This window comes from Microlunatus antarcticus, from assembly GCF_014193425.1.
In the GTDB taxonomy this organism is placed as follows: domain Bacteria; phylum Actinomycetota; class Actinomycetes; order Propionibacteriales; family Propionibacteriaceae; genus Microlunatus; species Microlunatus antarcticus.
This window is the reverse complement of record NZ_JACHZG010000001.1, coordinates 1,259,696-1,279,590: the sequence shown is the minus strand read 5'-3', so window position 1 is coordinate 1,279,590 and position 19,895 is coordinate 1,259,696. Positions and strand designations below refer to the sequence as shown.

The following is a 19,895-nucleotide window of genomic DNA, read 5'->3' as shown; positions in this document are numbered from 1 at the left end:
GCCACGACTTAGCCCTGAGGCTGCGGGAGCGAGCCAGCAGGAAGGGCTGAGGCAGGAGACCGAACCGCACGGGGAACCACTGCACGGGGGACCACTTGCACCGGGCGCAGCGTCGTGCGCCGGGTGCGCGAACCCCCGGAGGAAGCCATGTCCACCACCGCCCTTCACCGTTGTCCGCCCGGGCGTGGGAAAGCCCTCCTGGGCGCGATCGTCCTGGCCCTGCTCGCAGGCTCGGTGGCTGCGCCTGTGGCCACGGCGGCGCCCCGGGCCGCAGCGGCCCCGACGTCTCCGGCCGCAGCACCGGCTCCGACCACCGTCGCCCCGGCACCTCCGCTCACCCCCGAGAGCTTCGGCGCGGTGGGCGACGGTTCGACCGACGACACTGCGGCGCTCCAACGCTCCTTGGACGCCCTCCGACCGGGCGACACCCTCGCGATCGGCGACGGCAAGGTCTACCGGCACACCGACATCCTCACCGTGCGCACTCCGGACGTGCGGATCGTGGGCCAGGGAACTCTCCTCGCGACGAACGAGGCCCGCTCCGAGGTGTTCGTCGACGCCGATCGGGTCGAGGTGGACGACATCACGCTCAGGATGCAGACGACGACGCGCCGCTGGGGGGCGTTCGAGCAGATGAAGCTGCGTCTCGGAGCTCGGACCGGCATCGTGGTCCGCAGGGTCGTCATCGACGGCTCCGCCGCCGCCGGGATCTATCTCTGGGGCAGCTCGAGCTTCCTGCTCGAGGACGTGCAGGTGCACGACACGCGGGCGGACGGCATTCACCTCACCGGTCCGACCCACGACGGGACGGTCCGACGAGCCCTCGTCGAGCGGTCGGGGGACGACGGGGTCGCCGTGGTCTCCTACCGGAACGACAGGGTCCCCGTGGCGCGGGTGCTCATCGACCGGCCGACGGTGCGGGGGAACACCTGGGGTCGAGGAGTCAGCGTGGTGGGCGGGGACGACATCACCCTGCGCGACGTCAAGGTCCAGGCCTCGAGCGCGGCCGCCATCTACATCGCCAGCGAGGGAGATCCCTGGAACACCTTCGCCCCGAAGCGGGTGCGGGTCCAGACGGCGGATCTGCAGGGCTCCAACACCGCCTCCGGGGTCGATCACGGCGCGTTCCTGATCTACTCGGGCAACCCGTCCTCACCCCCGAGGGACATCTCGGCCGACCACGTCACCATCAGCGACACCCGCCGCGGCGCGTCGTCGCAGGTGGGCGTGCGGGCTGACGGCGGTTGCGCGATCGTGCACGTGTCCCTCTACAAGTTCACCGTGCGCGGTGGCGGGAACGTCTTCTCGGCCAACGTGCCCTCGGACGTCTACACCCGCACGAGCTGGGTGGGCTGAGACCGGAGCCCCCACCTCACTCGGTCCGCTGCACCGCCCCCAGCTCGGTCGTCGCCGCGACGGCCGCGTCGCGGGCCGCACCGACCTCGGCCGCGGCGAGCGTGCGGCCGAAGGCGCGGAACCGCAGCGCGTAGGCCAAGGACTTCTTCCCGTCGCCGATCTGCGGGCCGCGGAACACGTCGAACAGCTCGAGCGACTCGAGCAGCTCACCACCGCCGCGCCGGAGCGCGACGGCGACGTCCTCGGCCGTGACGGCCTCGTCCACGACGAGGGCGACGTCCTCCTTGGCCACGGGGTAGGACGACAGCGGTGCCACCTCGCCCCGGTCCGGGGCGCCGGCCAGGAGCACGTCGAGCTCGAGCTCGAGCGCGCTCGTCCGGGGCGGCAGCCCGTACGCGGCGCAGACCGTCGGGTGGAGCTCGCCCGCGTGGCCGACGACCACGTCGGTCTGCGTCAGTCGCAGCTCGGCGCAACGGCCGGGGTGCCAGGGAGCCCGTTCCGCCGGGTGCCGGTCGAGCGACGTCCCGACGGCGGCGGCCGCCTCCTCGGCGAGCGCGACGGCCTGGGTCCAGCCGGCCGGCTGGGCGGGACCGCGCCAGCCGGCCCGCACCCAGGCGCCGGTGAGCACGGCGGCGAGCATCCGCGGCTGGTCGCCGAGGGCGTCGTCCATCTGCTCGAGGGCGAGCGCGTCGGGCCGACGGTCGACGCCCGGCCGGGGTGCGGTGATCGACGGGACGGCGGCGAAGAACACCGACCCGGTCTCGAAGATCGCGAGGTCGTCCAGCCCGCGGCTGGTGTTGCGGGTGACCGCGCCGAACAAGCCCGGCAGCAGCGTGGTGCGCAGCGCCGGCTGCGTGTCGGACAGCGGGTTGACCAGGCGGTTGAGCGAACGACGTCGGTCGTCGGCGGGCAGCCCGAGCCGGTCGAGCTCTCCGGTCGAGAGGAACGGGAAGTTCAGCACCTCGACCGCGCCCACCGTGGCCAGGCGCGCGGTCACCGCACGGCGGTCGCGCTGCGACCGGGTGAGCCCTCGTCCGGGCGGGGCGGACGGCACGACCGGGGTGATGTTCTCGAAGCCGACGAGGCGGCCGACCTCCTCGACGAAGTCGTACGGGTCGCGCAGGTCGGGCCGCCAGGTGGGCGGCAGGACCGTGAGGGTCCCCGAGGCGTCGTCCTGCACCGTGGCGCCGACGGCGACGAGCAGCTCCTCGACCCGGGCGCGCTCCACGGGCGTCCCCAAGATGCGTTCCGGGAGCGTGACGTCGAAGCGCGTGGTGGGCGGCACGGGAACGGTGCCGGTGACGGTCTCCTCCGCGCGCAGGGTCCCCCCGCCCAGCTCGACGAGCAGGGCGGCAGCGCGGTGGGCGGCGGCGTACCCGGCGGCCGGGTCGACGCCACGCTCGTAGCGCCGGGAGGCCTCGGACGACAGCTTGTGGCGTCGCGACGTGCGGGCCAGGGTGAGCGCGTCGAACGCGGCCGCCTCGATGACGACCGAGGTCGTCGTGCCGCGTACTTCGGTCGCGGCTCCGCCCATGACGCCGGCGAGGCCGATCGGGCCGGAGTCGTCGGCGATGACCAGGTCGGCCGGGTCGAGCGCACGGACGGTGTCGTCCAGCGTCCGCAGCTTCTCGCCGCGCTCGGCCTGTCGGGCCACGACGGTCCCTGTGAGCGACGCCGCGTCGTACGTGTGCAGGGGCTGGCCGGTCTGCAGCATCACGTAGTTGGCGACGTCGACGACGAGCGAGATCGGGCGCATCCCGGCCAGCTGCACGCGGCGGGTCAGCCAGCGCGGGCTCGGGCGCGACGGGTCGAGCCCGTCGACGGTGAGGGCGGTGAAGACGCTGCAGGCCTCGGACTTGATCGACACGGGGTGGCCATCGGCCTTCGGGGCGGGCACCGGACGGTCGACCGGATCGGTGAACACGGTGCCGGTCGCCTGCGCCGCCTCCCGGGCGAGGCCGCGGACCGAGAGGCAGTAGCCACGGTCGGGCGTCACCGCGATGTCGAGGACCTCGTCCTCGAGGTGGAGGACCGGACGGGCGTCCTGGCCGGGGACCGGCTCGGGCTCGCCCGCGTCGGCTCGCAGCACGATGATCCCGGAGTGGTCGTCGCCGAGACCGAGCTCGGCGGCCGAGCAGATCATGCCGTCGGACACGTGGCCGTACGTCTTGCGCGCGGCGATGTCGAAGTCGCCGGGCAGCCGGGCGCCCGGCAGCGCGACGACGACGAGGTCGCCGGCCGCGAAGTTGTGGGCCCCGCAGACGATGCCGCGCGGTTCGGGCTCCCCCACGTCCACCGAGCACCAGTTGATGGTCTTGCCGTTGCTGTGCTCCTCGGGCGTGAGCTCGAGGACGCGACCGACGACGACCGGGCCCTGGACGTCGCCGCCCACCTCGTCGACGGACTCGACCTCGAGCCCGGCGCGCACGAGCGCGTCGGACAGCTGCCGACCGGTCAGGTCGGCGGGCAGGGCCGCGTGCTCGCGCAGCCAGGAGACCGGCGCCCTCATCGGGCGGTCCCCACGAGCGAGCGGCTGAACCGCACGTCACCCTCGACCATGTCGCGCATGTCCTCCGCCGCGTTCCGGAACATCAACGTCCGCTCGACCCCCATGCCGAAGGCGAAGCCCGAGTAGACCTCGGGGTCGATCCCGCAGGCCGCCAGCACCCGCGGGTTGACCACGCCGCAGCCGCCCCACTCGATCCAGCCCTCGCTTCGGCAGGTCTTGCACGGGCGGTCGGGACTGCCGACCGAGTCGCCGTGGCAGACGAAGCAGAGCAGGTCGACCTCGGCCGACGGCTCGGTGAAGGGGAAGTAGTTGGGTCGCATGCGCGTCCGGGTGTCGCCGAACATCGCCCGCGCGAAGTGGTCCAGCGTGCCGCGCAGGTGCGCGAGCGTGATGCCGCGGTCGACGACGAGGCCCTCGATCTGGTGGAACACGGGCGTGTGCGTCGCGTCGTACTCGTCGGCGCGGTAGACCTTGCCCGGGCAGACGACGTAGATCGGGGGCTCGCGGGTCAGCATGGTGCGCGCCTGCACCGGCGAGGTGTGGGTGCGCAGCACGAGGTTGCTGCCCTCCGGCTCGACGAAGAGGGTGTCCTGCATCGTGCGCGCCGGGTGGTCGGGGACGAAGTTGAGGGCGTCGAAGTTCAGCCACTCGGCCTCGAGCTCGGGGCCCTCGGCGACCTCCCAGCCCATGGCGACGAAGACGTCCTCCATGACGTTCATCAGGGCGGTGATCGGGTGCACGGCCCCGACCGGGCCCAGCGCGACGGGCAGCGTGACGTCGACGCGCTCCTCGCGCAGCCGGCGCTCGAGCTCGACGGTGCCGATCTCGGCCTCACGCGCCTTGAGCGCCGCGTTGATCGTGCCGCGCGCCCGTCCGACCCGGGCCCCGGCGTCCTTGCGACCCTGAGGGGGCAGCGCGCCGATCTCCCGGTTGGCCAGCGCGATGGGCGACCGGTCGCCGGCGTGCGCGAGCCGCGCGGCCTTCAGCTCCTCCGTGCTGCCGGCGGCCTCGAAGGCGGCGAGGGCGTCCGCCACCATCGCCTCGACGTGCTCGGCGTCCAACGGGGTCACCTGGACCGGGTCGTACGTCTTGTTCGGGCCCGACATCGCGTGCTCGACCTCCTGGGGGCGGTACTCGTCACAAACCCCAGCAGTCTAGGAACGTTCCGGGTGGGTCCGCGACCACGTTCCGCAGGGCACGGCCAGCCGCACGGCGGCCACGGCCTGTCGCGCCCGCCGCAGCGTGCTCTTCCACCCGTATCGACCTCCTTCGACAGCGTGGTCTGGGAGAATCGAAGCTCTGTCGAGCCACGTGAAGATGCAGGGAGAACTGAGTTGGTGCACCAGGCCTGGCGCCACGTGCTGGGCCGCCGGCAAGAGGTCGGTGGCAGTCCCACGGAGCTCGAGGACGGCGGCGCCGAAGAACTGGTCTCCGCGTTCTTCACGTCGTACGCGACCGCCGCCGGCTCACGAGGTCTCGGCGTCCTCGAACAGCTCCCGAGGTCTGTCAGAGCCCTCCGTGCCGCGCGGTCTCTCCCCGTCCTCACGATCGACGTCTCGGACTCGATCGAGGGCCGGGTCATTCGCCAAGGGCTGGCCCACTTCGGGCGACGGACGCTCAAGACCGCCTTCATCCGTACGCCGCTGCACGAGGTCGCCAGCGTGCTGATCCTGCCCAAGACGCCGAAGCAGTACGCGGAGGGGCGGTCGAAGCAGACACTCCGACGCAAGACGCGGGCCGCAGAGAGGGCCGGGGTGCGCTGGGAACCCGTCGACGATGTCGCCGAACGCCGGCGTCTGGTCGCGCTGTCCGAAAGCAGGGAGCGGATCCATCCCCAGGAGAGATACCGCTCCGCGGACGTCGACAACTCGCGTCTGCTCGATCACCGCCTGTGGCTCGTCGCCTACTCCCGAGACGACGTCCCGCTGCTCATGGCCGTGGTGCCGACCGACGGGGCATGGTCGATGCTGGCCTACTTTCGCACGCTGGAGGACTCCACGGACGCGAGCAACGCCCGCTACCTGATGAGCTCGGTGCTCGCGGAAGCGCTGGTCGCCCGTGGCGTGCGGTACCTGGTCGACACCGCCACGATGAGCAACCTTCCCGAGGGCCTGCGTCACTTCCAGCGCATGCTGGGGTACCGGGTCGTCCGAGTCAGACTCTCGGCCGCCCTCCGGCGCCGTCAGCAGCCACCCGACTCCGAAGTCTCCGCGGCGCCCCCTGCTTCTGGTTCCGGCAGTGCGAGCCCATCTCCGGTCGAGGTCGACCGGAGCGGCACGGAGACGACATCGGTTGGAGCTTCGTCCGTGCAGGTCGAGACCGCTCGCGCTAGGACATAGGCGTCTGCCCCGAGCGACGCCCCACCCCGGACGAGAGCAGTCGACGGGCTCACGAACGTTGCCCCCGGACGTGCCTGAGCCCGCCGAAGCAGTGCTTCGACGGGCTCAGGAGGTGCGTACGGGTGAGGGTCAGCGACCCTTCTTGGCCGTCCCGACGCCCGGGTTGTTGGCGACGCCGACGTCGACGGCGTTCGGCCGGGCACCGGTGATGGCGGCGTAGCTGGCGCCGGCGATGGCCGCACCGATGATCGGGGCGACGATGAACAGCCAGAGCTGCGACAGCGCTGCGGGGCCGGCGAAGATGGCCACCGCGATCGAGCGGGCCGGGTTCACCGAGGTGTTGGTGACCGGGATGCTGATCAGGTGGATGAGGGTCAGCGCGAGGCCGATCGCGATCGGGGCGAAGCCCTTGGGCGCGCGGTCGTCGGTGGCGCCGAGGATCACGTAGAGGAACGCGGCCGTCATGACGATCTCGGTCAGCAGCGCCGCGCCGAGGCCGTAGCCGCCCGGTGAGTGCGCGCCGTAGCCGTTGGACGCGAAGCCGCTCTCGCTGGCGCTGAAGCCGGACTTGCCGCTGGCGATGATGTAGAGCACCAGCGCGGCGAGCGTGCCGGAGACGATCTGCGTGACGATGTAGGGCAGGACGCCCTTCCACTCGAAGCGCTTGGCCACGGCGAGGCCGATGGTGACCGCGGGGTTGAAGTGGCCGCCGGAGACGTGGCCGAAGGCGTACGCGCCGGTGAGCACGGTGAGGCCGAAGGCGAGGGCGACACCGACGAAGCCGATGCCGAGCTGCACGCCGTCCTCGGTGAGGAACTTGGCGGCCAGGACGGCGCTGCCGCAGCCGCCGAAGACGAGGCCGAAGGTGCCGAGAGCCTCGGCTCCGAGCTTGGCTCCCAGGGTGGGTTCGTTCATGAGGGGGTCCTTCTGGTTCAGAGGTGGGTCACAGGATGATCGTGGTGGAGGTGCGGCGTCGCAGCTGATCGAGGTCATCTTGCTGTACGCGCACCGAAAGAACAGTCAGGCTCGCGCGGCGGCCCCTGAGGTCGATCGCCGCATCGCCGGTTCGTCGGTCTGCACCTGGGCCGCGTCGACGGCGGCCTTGCGCTGGTCGATCTCGACCCCCAGCTCGCGTGCGAGCCGGTTGTCCGCGCGGACCAGGTCCGTCAGGACGTCGTACGGGAGAACCAGGACGGTCACCTCGCTGACCGCGGTGAGCGTCCACGGCGTCCCGGTGCGGGTGAGCGCGGTCTGCCCGAGGAGGTCGCCCGGCCCGAGGTTGAGCACGCCCAGCTCTCCGCCGAGCGGGGCGGGCACCCGGAGGGCCACCGTGCCCTCGCTGATCCACCGCATCGCGGTCGGCACCTGCCCCACGCGCTGGAGCACCTCGCCCGGCGCCCAGCGCTCGAGGTCCATCCGGGGGGCCAGCTCGGCCACCTGGTCGGCTTCGAGCCGCAGCCGCGTCGCGGCGCGGGCGAGCAGGACCTCCACGTCGGCGGTGCTCTCGCCCTGCCAGATGTCCGCGCCGTTCAGCGCCAGGTTCGCGCGGCGTGCCGCGTACCAGAGGCGGGTGAGCAGCTCGGCGGTGGCCTCGCCGCTGTCGGCGAACGTCGTCAGCGGGATCGAGGTCGCGTACTTTCCGGACCCGGTGCGGACGGTGCTGGGCTCGTGCCCGGGCGCCAGCCGCGGCAGCCCCCGCGCGACCTCGTTGCAGAGGTCGATGACGTCGCGCGGCGGGTCGTTCTCGGTGAAGGTCAGCTCGACCGTCTCGGTCCACTGCGTGGTGGGGCGGCTGAGGTTGGTGAACGCCCCCTCGGCGAGCGAGGAGTTCGGGACGATCATGATGCCGTTGTCGACCTCGATGTGGACCGCGCGCCAGTTCACCCCGACGATCCGGCCCCGCGTCTTGCTGTACTCGATCCAGTCCCCCAGCTTGAAGGGCTGCTCGAAGAGGAGCAGCAGCCCGCCGACGATGGAGCCGAGCGCGTTCTGCAGGATGAGGCCGAGGACGATCGAGGTCACGCCGAGCGCGGCGAAGAGGCCACCGACGTCGGCGCCCCAGACCACGGACAGCAGCACGGCGAGCCCGACGCCGATGATGATGATGCGGACGATGTCGATGAAGATCGACGGCATCCGGCCGCGCCACGACGCCGCCGAGGCGTTGAGGAACAGCGCGGTGTTGAGCCCCGACAGCACGAAGACGAGCACCGTCAGGCCCAGCACGGTCGCCGTGATCTTGACGATCCCGCTCTCGTTCGACACGACGGAGTTGGGGACCTGGGTGAGCAGCACCAGCAGCGCGCCCACGGGCAGGATGAACGCCCGCAGCAGGCGGACGGGCCGGGCCATGGAGCTGCGCCGGCGGACGAGGCGGCCCTCGACCTCGGTGAGCACGATCGTCAGGACGGGCAGCCCGACGACCACCAGCACCGCCCAGCCGAACCACGGCTGCTGGACCAGGTCAGACACGGGCGTCCACCTCCAGCCGCCAGACGGGTTCCTCGCCGGTCTTGGTGGTGATCTCCCCGGCCGGGCTGAAGGTGTGGGCGTCCCGCACCCGCTGGTGGACGGCCTCGGTCAGGTAGATGCCGGGCTCGCGGTTCGCCGCCTGGGTGCGGAAGGCGAGGTTGACGCTGTCGCCCCACAGGTCGTAGATGGCGGCGCCTCCCACGAGCCCGCTGGTCACCTTGCCCGAGTCGATGCCGACCCGCAGGCCGAGCTGGACGCCGTGCTGGGCGCTGAACAGCTGGACCGCCTGCCACATCTCGGTGGCGAAGTCGACCGAGCGCAGCGCGTGGTCGACCCGGGGGACGACGAGCCCGCAGCTGGCGATGTAGCCCGAGCGCAGCACGCGGACCTTCTCCACGCCCGTCCGCTCGGCGGCGCGGTCGAAGCTCGCGACGAGCTCGTTCAGCAGGCTGACCCCCTCCGACACGTCCTCGCCCTGACCCAGCGCGTCGAGGTTGTCGATCGTCGCGTAGAGGACCGAGACGTCGGTGTGCTCCTCGGCGATGTTCGTCTCGCCGGTCCGGTAGCGCTCGGCCACGGCGGCCGGCATGAGGGTGCCGAGCAGCCGGTCGTTCTCGGCCATCTCGGCGTCCAGCAGCTCCTGCTTGGTGCTGAGGCTGGACCCCATGTCGTTGAACGCGGTGGCGAGGTCCGCGAACTCGTCCTGGCCCCGGACGTCCACCCGCGCGTCCAGGTCACCACCGGCGACCTGGCGGACGCCGCTGACCAGCCGGTCGACGGGGCGGGTGAAGACCCGGGCGAGCAGCAGGGACGCGAGCGTGATGACCAGGACGATGCCGAGCGTGGTGAGACCGAGCGTGCGGAGCAGGTCGCTGACCGGTCGCAGCGCCTCGTCCTCGTCGATCTGCGAGATCACGGCCCAGTTGACGCCGTTGATCGCGACGGGGGCGTACGCGGTGAGCACGCGCCGGCCCAGGTAGTCGGTCTCGACCGAGGTGCCGGTCTGTCCCCGCAGGGCCTCCTCGACGGCCGGGGTCTCCACGTCCTGACGCAGGATCGGGTTCTTGTCCGCGACGATCCGGTCGGCCACCTGAGGCGGCGTGCCCTGGGCGACGACGGCGGCCCGGTAGGCCTCGGGGTCCTCCTCGAGCAGGCGCGACGTCGACCGCAGCGTCCCGTCCGGCCCGACGAGATAGCTCTCGCCGCTCTCCCCCAGCCCGGTCTGGGCCCACTGCCCGTTGGACGTCATGACGTCGTTGATGGCCGTCGTGGGCAGCTGGACGACGAGCACGCCCGTGAGCTTGCCGTCGACCCCGATCGGGGACAGGGCGAAGCCGATGGGGACGTCGTAGGAGGGGGCGTACGGCTCGAAGTCGACGACGCTCACGTCGTTGACCGTGTTCGAGCGCAGCACGGCGCGGAACGCGTCCTCGAGGCCGGAGTCCTTGTAGGGCCCGGTCAGCAGGTTCGTGCCGAGGTCGACACCCTTGTACGCGGTGTAGACGACGTTGCCGTCGGGGTCGACGAGCAGGGCGTCGTCGTAGCCGTAGGACTCCACGACCTGTCGGAAGTAGGGGTGGTACTTGGCGTGGTCGGCCGACCAGGCCGAGCCGTCGCCCGCGTCGTCGACCTTGATCGCCGCGTCGAAGTCGCCCTTGCTCGGCACGGTGTAGCGCGACTGGAGGTAGCGCGCGGCGTTGCCCGTCGGCTCGAAGCTCTGCGCGGTCACGTCGCCGTCCGTGTTCTTCCGGAGCTCGGGCAGGAAGACGTCCTCGTAGTAGCCGTTGAGCGCGCTCTGTTCGCCTGACGTCGCCGCCCGGCCCTGCAGCTCGGCGTAGTCCCGGCTGAAGGCGCTCATGGCCTCCGTGGCCGTGGCGTTCGCGCTGTTCAGCACGGCCGAACGGCCCAGGCTGGTGAAGGTCTGCTGGATCTGCCGCGTCCGGGCGTCGCGGATCGACGTCAGCTGCTCCGTCGCCTGCGCGGTCAGCGCCCGGCTGGACGAGCGGTAGGCGAAGAAGCTCGCCGCGAGGATCGACAGGATGCTGACGACCAGCAGCATCGCGAGCAGCTTGGAGCGGATGCCCAGCCGGCCCCAGAGGTAGGTGCGCCGCCGGCGGCGCGGGCGCGCGGACAGGGCGGGCGTGGGGGCGTTCTCGAGGGACACGGGACTCCGGGGGTCGTCGGGTGGTGCGGGTGCAGGGTCGGACGGGTCTGGCTCAGCGGTTCGTGGAGCGGTCGGCGCCGGCGGGCAGCGCGTGGCGCGCCTGGACGACGAGCCGCTGGTCGTGGAAGGGACGGGCGACGAGACGCACGGAGAGCCGTTCGAAGGCGGACGCGCCGAGCCGGCGGGCCTCCGGACCGGTCAGCTCGAACGCCGTGACGCCGAGCTCCCCGGTCTGCTGGCCCAGCTCGACGAGGTCGGCGTACGAGCCGACGCCGTGCACACGGCGGTCGAGGGCGTAGACCACGAGGCTCGACGCCGGCCCGGCCGAGTCCAGGTCGACGCTGAGGATGATCCAGGCGGCCGGGTCCAGGCCGGCCACCTCGTACAGGCTCGGGCCGGTGGTCGTCGGTCCGGACTCGTCGGCGGCGGCGGTGCCCACGAAGTCGTTCCAGGACGCCAGCGCGGGTCCCAGCTCACCTACCTGTGCAGCGATGGTTCCTCCTCGACGCGCGCTCGTGCTCGGGGGTGGCACGGGCGACATCGTCCGAGTCCGAAAATTAGGGGCCGGGACCGACCTTGAACCGTCCGGTCCTGGGCTGTGCGGGGCGGGGCGGGTTTTCGGGCGGGCCCGGTACGGATATCGTGCGGACGTGGGCGGTAACGGCGGCGGCTCGCAGGTCTTCGTCGGCCGGTCCGACGAGGTCGCCCGGGTCCGTACCGTCGCCGGGGAGCGCGGCCAGGTCGGACGGACGCTGGTCGTCACCGGCCCGCGCGGCATAGGACGCTCGAGCCTGCTGCGCGCGGCGCTGACAGACTTCGAGGGCGACCTGATGTGGCTGTCCGGTAGCGCGAGCAGCGGGTCGGAGCCGTGGGCGGCGGTCCGGAACGCCGGTCCGACCGTCCGCGGGGTGGTCGACTTCGCCCGCAGCGGCAGCGACGGGCTCGTGGCCTCGGCCGTCGAGGACGGGCTGGACCCCGAGGAGCTCGGACGCCGGATCACCGAGCGCTACCGCGCGATGCCCGAGCGTTCACGGCCGGTGGTGGTGGTCGCCGACGACTTCCACCGCTGCGACCCGCAGTCGCTCGCGCTCCTGGTCTTCCTCGCCCACCACAACCACACCTTCGACGTCTCGTACGTCCTGAGCTGCCCCGACGAGGCGTTCCCGCCGGGCGCCGCCGACCTGGAGCGCCTGCGGCTCGGCGGCCTGGGGGCGGCGGAGGCCCGGGAGGCCCTCGCCGGGTGGACCGGACGCCAGGTGGCGGCGCCCGTGGCCGAGGCCCTGGCCCGGCTCACCGACGGCAACCCGCTGCTGCTCCGCGAGGTCGCGGCGCACCTTGACCCCGACCGGCTCGAGGGGTCTCGGACCCTGCCGTTCCGCCTCGCGGTGTCCGCGACGAGCCGCAGCGTCGTGGCGCCGGACCTGGAGCGCCTGACGCCGCGCGAGCTCCGGGCGCTGGCCTGCTTCCCGCTCGGCGGCACCGTGCCGCCCGTCGTGCTGGACGGGGTGACCGGCTCCGGGCCGCTCGCGTCGCTGCTCGACCGGCGCCTGGTCGAGGCGGTGCCGGGCGGGTACCGTCCGCGGCGCACCGCGTCGGGCTGGCTCGCGGAGGACCGGCTCGGCCACACCGCGCGCCAGGACCTCGCCGCGGCGCTGGGCACAGCCTGGGCCGGGCTCGACCCGGTCCGCAGCGCGTTGCACGCGCTCGACACCCCCGCGCCCGCCCCGGAGGTGCTCGCCCGGGCCCGCCGCGCCCTCGCCGGGGCCGACGCGGCCGTCGACGACCGCCTCGCCGAGGCCCTGGCCTGGGCCGTCGTGGGCCACGCGGACCCACCCACCACGCACGACTGGCTCCAGCTCACCGCCCGCGCGGAACGTTCCGGGCACCTCCTCGACGCCCGCGACGCCTTCGAGCAGGCGGTGCGGGCCCCGGCCGTCGACGAGGCCGACCTGCCGGAGCTGACCCGGTGGCGCGGGTTCCTGAGCCAGGTCGCCGACGACCGTGCGCTGGCGGTGCCGTCGGAGAAGCTGCTCTCGGCGCTCGAGCTGATCCGGCCCGCGGTCGTCTTCGAGACCATGACGCTGACGGCCTGGAACAGCCTCCTGGTCGGCGCGGACGTGCAGGCCCGCAAGTACCTCGACCGCGCCCGTCAGGCCAGCCGCTCGGCGAGCCTGGCCGACCGCGCCCTCTGGCGGCTGGTCGACGTGAGCCGGCAGCGCGCGGCCGGAGCCGCCCGGGCCGACACCGTTCGCGAGGCGGCGCTGCGCTGGCGCGACTCCTCCGAGGGCCGCGGCTGGTACGACGACTTCCTGCTCGCCACCGTGCTCGTCGAGGCGGGCGCCCACGCCGAGGCGGAGGAGCACCTGTTCGAGGCCGCCAGCGCGCACCGGCAGGCCGGCCGCCACGCCACCCACTTCCTGACTGCCGCCCGCCTCCAGCTCGAGGTGGCGACCTGGCGGGTCGGGGCCGCCCGACGCACGGCGGACGAGCTCGTCGACCTCGCGCTGCCCGGGCCGGTGCACGTCCGCGGGCTCGACCCCGCGCTGGTGCGGCTCGAGACGCTCACGGGCTTGCCTCCGGGGACCCTGCACCCGGGCGAGGCCGCGTACGCGTCGGAGGCGCCGGCGCTCGCGCAGGCCCGGGCCGAACGACAGCTGGTCGACGGGCGGTACCGGGAGGCCGTCGTGGGGCTCCAGGCCCTGGCGCGTCGGCAGCCGCCGCTGCCGCCGGAGCAGCGGTGGCTCGTGCTGGCCGACCTGGTCGAGGCCCAGGTCGCGGACGGGGAGCCGGCGGCCGGGAAGCAGGCCCACCGGGCGGCGGGCCTTCCTGAGCCCGCGGGTCCCGGCGCCGTCGCCGCGGCGGCCCGGGCGGCCGCGCTCGTCTCCCCTCCGCTCGAGATCCGGCCCGCCTTCGCCCGCGCGCTGGCCGTCGCCGAGGCCGAGGAGGGTCAGGTCGGCCGCGCCCGCGCGCTGCTCGCGCTCGCCCGGCGCCTGGGTCAGCTCACCGCCGGGCCTGAGGCGGACCGGCTCCGCGACGAGGCGGCGCTCGTCTTCGCCCACCACGGGCTGGAGGGCTGGCGACGTCACGCGCTGGCGCTGTCCTGGGCCCCGCCGGCGGAGGACGTGCAGGGTCGGCTGCTCAACAGCCGGCTGGACGAGCAGCAGACGCGGATCGTCCGGCTGCTGATGCTGGGCCAGAAGAACAAGGAGGTCGCCGACCGCCTCTACCTCTCCCTGCGCAGCCTGGAGAAGGCGCTCACCCGCATCTACGCCGAGCTGGGGGTGGCCTCGAAGGCGCAGATGCTGGCCCTCGTGCGCGCGGACGGGGCCGTCGGGGGCACGACCGCGGTCCGGGACGACGAGGTCCTGGAGGCCTGAGCCTCAGCCCGGGTGCTGCGCGGTCGCGGTGGCGTAGAGGCAGACGGCGGCGGCGGTGGCCAGGTTGAGGCTCTCGGCGGCCCCGAACAGCGGGACGCGGACGACGCGGTCGGCCAGCGCGCGGTCCTCGGCCGGCATCCCCCACGCCTCGTTGCCGAAGAGCCAGAGCGTGGGGCGGACCAGGTCGCCCGTCCGCGACAGCTCGGACAGCTCGACGTCGCCCGATCCGTCCGCCGCGAGGACCTGCAGGCCCGCCACGTGCGCGGCCTCGACGACGGCGGCGAGCCCCGCCCCGACGGCGACCGGCAGGTGGAAGAGGCTGCCCACGCTCGCGCGGACGGTCTTGGGGTTGGTGAGCTCGACCGAGCCCGTGCTCAGGACGACGCCGTCGGCACCGAACGCGTCGGCGCAGCGCACGACGGTGCCGGCGTTGCCGGGGTCGCGGACCTGGACGCAGCAGACGACCAGCCGCGTACCGGGGCGGACGACCTCGGCCAGCCCGACGTCGACGCGGCGGCACACGGCGACGACGCCCTGCGGCGTGACGGTGTCGGTGAGGGCGGCGAGGTCACGCCCGGCGAGCTCGCGGGGCGTGACGCCGAGCTCCGCCGCGAGACCGATCAGGTCGGCGAGCCGCTCGGCGACCGTGGGGTCGACGTAGAGGTCGGTGACGACCCCGGCGCGCAGGGCCTCGCGGACGGCCTGCGGGCCCTCGGCGAGGAAGAGCCCGGCCGCCTCCCGCTCCTTGCGGCGCTGGAGACGACCGGGTCCCGGGCGAGATCCGATCAGGGTGTGCCTCAGGCCGCGGTGGTGGCCGGGACCTCGGCGGGCGCAGCCGCCTTGGCGACCGCGACCAGCGCGGCGAACGCGGGAGCGTCCGACACGGCCAGCTCGGCCAGGATCTTGCGGTCGACCTCGACACCCGCGGCCTTGAGGCCGGAGATGAAGCGGTTGTAGGTCATGCCCTCCGCGCGGGCCGCAGCGTTGATGCGCTGGATCCAGAGCTTGCGGAAGTCCCCCTTGCGCGCGCGGCGGTCGCGGTACGCGTACATCAGGGAGTGGGTGACCTGCTCCTTGGCCTTGCGGTACAGACGCGAACGCTGACCGCGGTAGCCGGAGGCCTGCTCGAGGATCTCGCGGCGCTTCTTGTGCGCGTTGACTGCGCGCTTGACGCGTGCCATCGGTGTTCCTTACTGGAGTGGGGCCGGGCCCCGAGGTCTCGGGCGTCCGGCGGGAGGAGGAAGAAGGGGCAGCGTCAGCTGCGGCGACCGAGCATCTTGCGCACGCGGGCGGCGTCGCCCGGCGCGAGCTCGGCGTCACCGGTGAGGCGACGGGTCTGCGAGGACGGCTTGTGCTCGTTCAGGTGCATCTTGCCGGCCTTGCGGTGCATGACCTTGCCGGTGCCGGTGAACCGGAACCGCTTCTTGGCACCGGAGTGCGTCTTCATCTTCGGCATCTGCCGCTCCATCTCTTCCCTCACCCGCGCCAGGCGCGGGCGTGTCACGTCCCGCCGAGGGGCTGCCCCCGGCGGGTCCTGCTCCGCGGCGTGGTGCTGGTGCCGCGGTCGTGCTGGTCCTGCCGATCCGGTGCCGGCTCAGACCTCGATGTCGGGGTCCATGTTGTCGGCGGGGCCGCGACGGCGCGGGACCGAGGGCTGGGCCGCGTGCTGCGCGCGCTGCTCGGCGGCGGCCTGCTCCTCAGCGGCGATGTTCTCGGCCCGGGCGGCCATGCGGCGGTCGCGCTCGGCCGCGATGTCGACCTTGGCCTCGGTCTTCTTCTTGTGCGGGCCGAGGACCATGATCATGTTGCGCCCGTCCTGCTTGGGCGACGACTCCACGAAGCCGAACTCGTCGACGTCGGCGGAAAGCTTCTTGAGCAGGTTGTAGCCCAGCTCGGGCCGCGACTGCTCACGACCGCGGAACATGATCGTGATCTTGACCTTGTCCCCACCCTTGAGGAACCGCACGACGTGACCCTTCTTGGTCTCGTAGTCGTGCACGTCGATCTTGGGGCGGAGCTTCATCTCCTTGATGATCGTGTTCGTCTGGTTACGACGGCTGTCCCGCGCCTTCTGCGCGTTCTCGTACTTGAACTTGCCGTAGTCCATGAGCTTCGCGACCGGCGGCCGGGCCATCGGAGCGACCTCGACCAGGTCGAGCTCGGAGTCCGTCGCCAGCTGCAGCGCGGTCTCGATCTTCACGATCCCGACCTGCTCGCCCGCGGGGCCGACGAGGCGGACCTCGGGGACGCGGATGCGGTCGTTGATGCGCGGTTCGGTGCTGATATGTCCTCCAGTTGTGGTGGTGCTCTGGGTCATGCGGTCGTACGTCTGAGGCCGTCGGCGCCGAGCCGGCCTCGGGACGGATCCGCCCGGAACGAGGACAAGGGTCCTCGCGCACGCGCGAAGACCCTGAACACCACAGCGACCGGCGAGCACGCCGGTGCGATGGACCGACCCGACAACAGCCTTCGCGGCGTGAGCCGCAGGAGTCGTACGGGTGGGAGATCAGGTCTCCGCTTGCGGATCCGGCGCGGACGCCGAATCGGTCGGCACCGATGCTAGCACCGACGACGGCGTCCGGGCACGTTCGCCCGGGCCTCCGACGCCTGGAACAACGTCCTACGGCGCTCGGGCTATTCCGGGCCGTCGTCCGTGGGGTCGGCCACGGGGACGGCCCAGCCGAACTCCCCCGGCTCCACCTCGACCAGCCGGTGCCCGACGGCGAGCGCGTCCAGCACCTCCCCCTCGATCACCAGCGGGTGGGGGCCGGCGACGTCGACGAGCACCGTCGTCACCTGCTCGGCCCGGGCGGTCCGCGCCGCCAGGTCGAGGGTGACGGGGACCGGGCGGGCGTCCGCGCGCCACGCCTTCAGCGCGTCCAGGCCGGTGAAGCCGAGGAGCGCGCGGCGGCCGTCGGCCGCCTCGAGCATGACGACCGACATGTCGGCCTCCTTGTCCCCCACGAGTCCCCCGGACGTGGTGCCCACGCGGGTGGCCGTGGCCACGACGGGGACGAGGACGCGCGTGGTGCACAGCGCGGTGACGGCCCGCAGGTAGGTCTCCGTCCCGGGCTCCCGGACCGCCGCGGCCAGGGCCCGGCGGGCCGCCGGGTCGGCCAGGCCGTCGTCGCCGGGGAAGGGTGAGGGCGCCAGCGTGCGCTCGAGGTGCGGGGGGTGCTGGGCGTCGGGCATGCGGGCCACCGTACGCGGGACCAGGGGTGGACCGGGTGCTCTCCCCGATGCTCCGGGGAAGTTCCGGTGGCACGCTGGGACGGTGCCTGCCGTAGACGTCGTCCTCCTGCCCCTCTGCATCGGCCTCAGCCTGCTGGGGGTGGTCGTCGCGGTGGTGCTGTTCCTCCGGGGCCGACGCGGACGCGCGCTCCAGGGCCTCGCCTTCGCCCTGGCCGTCACCGCCCTCTACCTGGTCGGGCTGCTGCGCCTCGTGTGGGACGCCGTCGTCGCCGTCGTCCGCTGGGCCACCGGCAACGTCTTCGACCTCACCGCCTGGATCGGCTTCGGCCTGCTCGCCCTGAGCGTGGTGCTCTGGTTCGTCGGGCGGACCCTCGGGCGGCGCAGCCGCAGGGCCGCGAAGGCGGCTCCGGCCGGGTCGGCTGCGTCGAAGGAGGTCACGGGCGGAAAGGCTGCGGCGGGCCAGCCGCCCGCGGGCCGGGCCCCCGCGACCACCGGCGGTCGTCAGACGAAGGCGGCCGCGCCTGCCCAGGACGACGACATGGCCGAGATCGAGGCCCTGCTCAAGTCGCGCGGGATCCAGTAGCGCGGGCCTGCGCCAGCCGTCGCTTCAGCTCGACCACGGCCTCGCGGGCGTACGCCCCGTCCCCGGCCTGGATCCCGACGAGGTAGCGCTTGCGCGTGTCCATGTCGGCGGTGAACTCGCCCTCGGGACCGCCCTCGGGGCGCATCAGCGCGAAGGCCCAGGCGTCGCCGGGCCGCAGCACGACCTGGTGGACGCGCGACCAGGGCTCGTGGTGCACCCGGAGGCCGTTGCGGACGCGGAGCCCGTCGGCGTCCGCCCGGACCGAGCTGGCGGCGACGCCGAGCACGGTGAGGACCAGCGCCGCGAGGAAGCCGAGCAGGGTCAGCAGCTGCGAGACGGTGAACAGCACCCGGACCTCCCGCGGCAGCGCGAACCAGCCGTAGAAAGTCAGCGCGACCAGGGCGACCGCGACGACGACGCCGACCACGCGGAGACGCCGGGGTGCGAAGACCACGGGCTGGACGGGGTCGGGCTGGACGGGGTCGGTCGGGCCGACCGGCGACGCGGGCACGGGCGTCAGAACCGGCAGGCGGCGATGTCGGTGACGAGGATGGCCCGGGCGCCGAGGCCCCAGAGGTCGTCCATCACCTGCTGAGCCTCTCGCCGAGGCACCAGGGCACGGACCGCCTGCCAGCCCTCGCGGGCCAGCGGCGAGACGGTCGGACCCTCGAAGCCGGGCGTGATCGCGCACGCGGCGTCCATCACGTCGTCGGCGACGTCGTAGTCCATCATCACGTAGTTGCGGGCGATGAGGACGCCGTTGAGGCGGCGCTCGAGCCCCTCGAGACCGCCGGGGACCGCGGCGTCGCGGCGGCGGATCAGGACCGCCTCGCTGAGGAGCAGCGGTTCGCCGAAGAGCTCGAGGCCCGCCTGCCGCAGGGTCGTGCCGGTCTCGACGACGTCGGCGACCACGTCGGCCACGCCGAGGCGAATCGCGGTCTCGACCGCCCCGTCGAGCGAGATGAGCCGGGCGGTGACGCCGCGCTCGGCGAGGTAGCCCCCGACGAGGCCGGCGTACGAGGTGGCGATGCGCAGACCCTGGAGCGACGGCACGTCCAGGCCGCTGCCGGCGGGTGCGGCGAAGCGGAACCGGCTGCGGCCGAAGCCGAGCGGCAGCACCTCGGTGACCGGGGCGCGGGAGTCGAGCAGCATGTCGCGGCCGGTGATGCCGACGTCGAGGGTGCCCTCCCCCACGTAGACGGCGATGTCGCGGGGGCGGAGGTAGAAGAACTCGACGCCGTTCGCCTCGTCCAGCAGGACGAGCTCCTTGGTGTCCGTGCGCTGCCGGTAGCCGGCCTCGCGGAGCATCCCGGAGGCGGACTCCGACAGCGCGCCCTTGTTGGGGACCGCCACGCGGATCAGGCGACGTCCTCCGTCGGCCCCGCCGTCGACCCCTCGGTCGGCCTCTCGGTCCACGCTGCCCAGGCTCGTCACGGCCGTCATCCTAGGTGGGGCGGTGGGAGCGACCCCGGAGTTCTCAGGTCAGGTCGGGGGCCCTCAGAGGTGGGAGTAGACGTCCTCGAGCGAGAGGTCGAGGGCCAGCATCATCACCTGGAGGTGGTAGAGCAGCTGGCTGATCTCCGTCGCCGCGTCGTCCTTGGACTGGAACTCGGCGGCCATCCAGACCTCGGCGGCCTCCTCGACGACCTTCTTGCCGATCTCGTGCACCCCGGCGTCGAGGCGGGCCACCGTCGACGACCCGGGCTCACGGGCGGCGGCCTTGGCGGCCAGCTCGGCGTACAGGGTCTCGAACGTCTTGCTCACGATCGGCCACCCTAAGCGCCGCGCACCACAGCCGCCGCTCCCTGAGCCTTTGAAGGGCCCGGAACGGGTTGGCACTCGTCTGCTGACGGGCTGACGCCAACCTCTCCGAGGCCCTTCGACAAGCTCAGGGAGCGTGAGG

General features: G+C 73.1%; 18 protein-coding genes. 4 read left to right on the top strand and 14 right to left on the bottom strand.

What is annotated here, in order from left to right; genetic code table 11:
- Window positions 1-234: 234 nt before the first annotated feature.
- Window positions 235-1,356 (top strand): right-handed parallel beta-helix repeat-containing protein, encoded by a 1,122-nt coding sequence (locus FHX39_RS05885; RefSeq protein ID WP_183337213.1) that lies wholly within the window; start codon window positions 235-237, stop codon window positions 1,354-1,356.
- Window positions 1,357-1,372: 16 nt separating this feature from the next.
- On the opposite strand, the gene pheT is transcribed toward FHX39_RS05885, so the two are convergent.
- Together pheT and pheS are read right to left on the bottom strand one after the other, a co-directional pair.
- Window positions 1,373-3,865 carry a phenylalanine--tRNA ligase subunit beta gene (gene pheT / locus FHX39_RS05880; RefSeq protein ID WP_183337212.1) on the bottom strand — a complete coding sequence of 831 codons (2,493 nt, stop codon included), beginning with the start codon at window positions 3,863-3,865 and terminating at the stop codon, window positions 1,373-1,375.
- Entirely contained in the window at window positions 3,862-4,971 is a 1,110-nt protein-coding gene (gene pheS, locus FHX39_RS05875) for a phenylalanine--tRNA ligase subunit alpha (RefSeq protein ID WP_183337211.1), read from the bottom strand. The genes pheT and pheS overlap by 4 nt, the downstream gene beginning before the upstream one ends.
- Window positions 4,972-5,202: 231 nt before the next feature.
- Between pheS and FHX39_RS05870 the strand changes: the two genes are divergently transcribed.
- Window positions 5,203-6,204 (top strand): hypothetical protein, encoded by a 1,002-nt coding sequence (locus FHX39_RS05870; RefSeq protein ID WP_183337210.1) that lies wholly within the window; start codon window positions 5,203-5,205, stop codon window positions 6,202-6,204.
- A 129-nt stretch (window positions 6,205-6,333) separates the two neighbouring features.
- Here FHX39_RS05870 and aqpZ read toward each other — a convergent pair whose 3' ends face one another.
- From aqpZ to FHX39_RS05850, 4 genes are all read right to left on the bottom strand, one after another.
- Entirely contained in the window at window positions 6,334-7,119 is a 786-nt protein-coding gene (gene aqpZ / locus FHX39_RS05865) for an aquaporin Z (RefSeq protein WP_183337209.1), read from the bottom strand.
- Between the two features lie 105 nt (window positions 7,120-7,224).
- The gene (locus FHX39_RS05860) at window positions 7,225-8,676 is read right to left on the bottom strand and encodes a mechanosensitive ion channel domain-containing protein (protein WP_183337208.1); all 1,452 of its coding nucleotides are present in this window, start codon (window positions 8,674-8,676) and stop codon (window positions 7,225-7,227) included.
- Window positions 8,669-10,840 (bottom strand): adenylate/guanylate cyclase domain-containing protein, encoded by a 2,172-nt coding sequence (locus FHX39_RS05855; protein WP_183337207.1) that lies wholly within the window; start codon window positions 10,838-10,840, stop codon window positions 8,669-8,671. Before FHX39_RS05855 ends, FHX39_RS05860 begins: the two co-directional genes overlap by 8 nt.
- 52 nt (window positions 10,841-10,892) lie before the next feature.
- The gene (locus tag FHX39_RS05850) at window positions 10,893-11,372 is read right to left on the bottom strand and encodes a hypothetical protein (RefSeq protein WP_183337206.1); all 480 of its coding nucleotides are present in this window, start codon (window positions 11,370-11,372) and stop codon (window positions 10,893-10,895) included.
- 118 nt (window positions 11,373-11,490) lie between these two features.
- On the opposite strand from FHX39_RS05850, the gene FHX39_RS05845 reads away from it, so the two are divergent.
- On the top strand, window positions 11,491-14,217 hold the full coding sequence (locus FHX39_RS05845; RefSeq protein ID WP_183337205.1) for a helix-turn-helix transcriptional regulator: 2,727 nt from the start codon (window positions 11,491-11,493) through the stop codon (window positions 14,215-14,217).
- Between the two features lie 3 nt (window positions 14,218-14,220).
- On the opposite strand, the gene FHX39_RS05840 is transcribed toward FHX39_RS05845, so the two are convergent.
- The 5 genes from FHX39_RS05840 to FHX39_RS05820 all read right to left on the bottom strand — a co-directional run bounded on the left by FHX39_RS05840 (window position 14,221) and on the right by FHX39_RS05820 (window position 17,409).
- A complete protein-coding gene (locus tag FHX39_RS05840; protein ID WP_183340995.1) occupies window positions 14,221-15,018 on the bottom strand; it encodes a TrmH family RNA methyltransferase in 798 nt (265 codons plus the stop codon).
- Complete coding sequence (rplT, locus tag FHX39_RS05835; protein ID WP_183337204.1) at window positions 15,015-15,398, bottom strand: 50S ribosomal protein L20; 384 nt, start codon at window positions 15,396-15,398, stop codon at window positions 15,015-15,017. The genes FHX39_RS05840 and rplT overlap by 4 nt, the downstream gene beginning before the upstream one ends.
- 74 nt (window positions 15,399-15,472) lie before the next feature.
- Entirely contained in the window at window positions 15,473-15,673 is a 201-nt protein-coding gene (rpmI, locus tag FHX39_RS05830; protein ID WP_183337203.1) for a 50S ribosomal protein L35, read from the bottom strand.
- Between the two features lie 138 nt (window positions 15,674-15,811).
- Window positions 15,812-16,534 carry a translation initiation factor IF-3 gene (infC, locus tag FHX39_RS05825; protein WP_183337202.1) on the bottom strand — a complete coding sequence of 241 codons (723 nt, stop codon included), beginning with the start codon at window positions 16,532-16,534 and terminating at the stop codon, window positions 15,812-15,814.
- A gap of 317 nt (window positions 16,535-16,851) precedes the next feature.
- Window positions 16,852-17,409, bottom strand: a complete 558-nt coding sequence (locus tag FHX39_RS05820; RefSeq protein WP_183337201.1) for an SseB family protein — start codon at window positions 17,407-17,409, stop codon at window positions 16,852-16,854.
- Between the two features lie 82 nt (window positions 17,410-17,491).
- Here FHX39_RS05820 and FHX39_RS05815 point away from each other — a divergent pair, with 82 nt between their 5' ends.
- The gene (locus tag FHX39_RS05815; protein WP_183337200.1) at window positions 17,492-17,992 is read left to right on the top strand and encodes a hypothetical protein; all 501 of its coding nucleotides are present in this window, start codon (window positions 17,492-17,494) and stop codon (window positions 17,990-17,992) included.
- Here the strand turns inward: FHX39_RS05815 and FHX39_RS05810 are convergent.
- The 3 genes from FHX39_RS05810 to FHX39_RS05800 form a co-directional block, all read right to left on the bottom strand.
- On the bottom strand, window positions 17,970-18,503 hold the full coding sequence (locus FHX39_RS05810) for a PH domain-containing protein (RefSeq protein ID WP_183337199.1): 534 nt from the start codon (window positions 18,501-18,503) through the stop codon (window positions 17,970-17,972). The genes FHX39_RS05815 and FHX39_RS05810 overlap by 23 nt on opposite strands.
- A 5-nt stretch (window positions 18,504-18,508) precedes the next feature.
- Complete coding sequence (hisG, locus tag FHX39_RS05805; RefSeq protein ID WP_198423666.1) at window positions 18,509-19,354, bottom strand: ATP phosphoribosyltransferase; 846 nt, start codon at window positions 19,352-19,354, stop codon at window positions 18,509-18,511.
- Between the two features lie 135 nt (window positions 19,355-19,489).
- Entirely contained in the window at window positions 19,490-19,756 is a 267-nt protein-coding gene (locus tag FHX39_RS05800; protein ID WP_183337197.1) for a phosphoribosyl-ATP diphosphatase, read from the bottom strand.
- Window positions 19,757-19,895 lie beyond the last annotated feature (139 nt).